This window comes from Campylobacter sp. BCW_4319, assembly GCF_001764435.1.
Lineage (GTDB): Bacteria > Campylobacterota > Campylobacteria > Campylobacterales > Campylobacteraceae > Campylobacter_D > Campylobacter_D jejuni.
In genome coordinates this window covers 1-1,901 of sequence record NZ_MKAQ01000013.1, presented here as the reverse complement: position 1 = coordinate 1,901, position 1,901 = coordinate 1, and the positions used below count along the sequence as shown (strand labels likewise).

The 1,901-nt window shown below is 34.9% G+C and carries 1 protein-coding gene and 1 pseudogene; both read right to left on the bottom strand.

Annotation, left to right across the window (positions count from 1 at the left end; all coding sequences use genetic code 11):
* A pseudogene (locus AJN56_RS04795) lies at positions 1 to 468 on the bottom strand (flagellin); the annotation flags it as partial.
* A 173-nt stretch (positions 469 to 641) separates the two neighbouring features.
* A partial coding sequence (locus AJN56_RS04790; RefSeq protein WP_057042960.1) for a flagellin occupies positions 642 to 1,901 on the bottom strand: 1,260 nt, incomplete at its 5' end.

Sequence of the window (1,901 nt, the reverse complement as noted above, 5' to 3'; positions counted from 1 at the left end):
AGTTTGGTTTGAACTTGCGCCGATTTGGAATTCTTGATTGGTAAAATTTCCACTTAAAAGTTGTTTGCCGTTAAATGAAGTTGTATTTGCGATATTATCAAGCTCTTCCATCAAGCGGTTAATATCTGCTTGAAGCATAGTTCTTGTTTTTAAACTTTGTCCATCTTGAGCTGCTTGAGTAGCTTTAGTCTTGATAGTATCAAGAATTTTTAATTGCTCATCCATAGCTTTATCTGCAGTTTGCAAAATACCTATGGCATCATTACCATTGTTTATAGCTTGACCTAAAGTTGCTGCTTGTGAACGCAAAGAATCTGCTATCGCCATCCCTGAAGCATCATCTGCTGCTGAGTTAATTCTAAGACCTGAACTTAGTCTACTTAAAGACTTGTCAAGTTCATTAGAGTTAACAACTGAATTTGCATGTGCATTTAATGCACCGATGTTGGTGTTTATCCTAAAACCCATTTTAAATCCTTTCAAAATATTGCATCGAAAAGATTAAAGCAAGAAGTGTTCCAAGTTTTAATTTGATTAAAAATTTTAAAGCTTATAAATAAAAAGCCTAGTATTTAAACTAGGCTTGGATTTGTATAAATTGCAGCATTCTTAAAAGAATGTAAAGTGATTTTAAGATTTAACTATTGTAATAATCTTAAAACATTTTGCTGACTAGAATTTGCTTGAGCCATTGCATAAGAACCACTTTGGGCTAAGATGTTAGCTTTAGAGTAGTTTGCACTCTCACTTGCAAAGTCTACATCTCTGATTTGCGATTCTGCTGCTTTAACATTAACTTGAGTTACAGTAATGTTATTTATAGTTGATGTAACTTGATTTTGTATAGAACCTATATCTGCTCTGATTTGATCTAAATTTGTTATAGCAGTTTCTGCTATATCCATAACCGCCATTGCACCTTTAAGAGTGGTTACACCTGCAGTCTCATCAGTTGTATTAGCAGCAGTAGTTTTAAGAGCTGCAAATTGAGAATTACCTGAGCCAGAAGAAAAACCTGAGCCAGAAGAAACAACATAAGTATTGCTCATTGAAGCCGCACTTGAAATAATTTGTATTCCTTGACTCAATCCAACAGATAAATTTTTACCACTACCCACAGAAAATCCTGAACCTCTAGAAAATCCTGAACCTTGTGCACTCATAAATGCAGAAATTGAACTTACAGCTGAGCTTAAAACTAACTTTCCTCCGCCTTTATAAGAATTAAACCCCATAGCATCGGCATTAGCTGCTGAAATTTGACCTTTTGATTCTCTTAAAGACACTGAAGATTGAGAAATCATATCTGTTCTACCCATACCTATAGCACTAAGATTGGTTCCACTAATATTAATATCTCTACCATCATTTTTAACTAAAGATAATCGCCCATAGTTTTCTTTTTGATTTGCCAAAATACCAGAACCAACACCTATATCTCCAGTAATTTTAATACCCCTGCCATCAGCCGATGTAAGAACAAGCTTGCCGTTTTCATCTTTAGAAGCTTGAACTCCTGTGGTATCTTTAACCGCATTGATAGCTGAAACCAATTGGCCGTTATTATCACCATCTTTATAATTAATCTGACCAATTACAACTCCATTAATGGCAAAGTCTTGAGAAGTAGTTCCTTCTTTTATAGCATAAACGCCAGTTGTTTTTACATCGTAAGTTGCGCGAACTCCTGTTTTATCAGCGCTTTTATTGATCTCTTCAGCCAAAGCTCCAAGTCCTGTTCCAACTGAAGTTGAAATCACAACATTATCAAATTTAAAATCTTCTATACCATTGTAGTTTTTAATAGTAAGACCAACCACACCTGAAGTAAAACTTTGAGCACCGGTTTCAAATCTTGTAACACCGATTTTAGAAGATTGAGTAGCACCGATAGTTGCTTT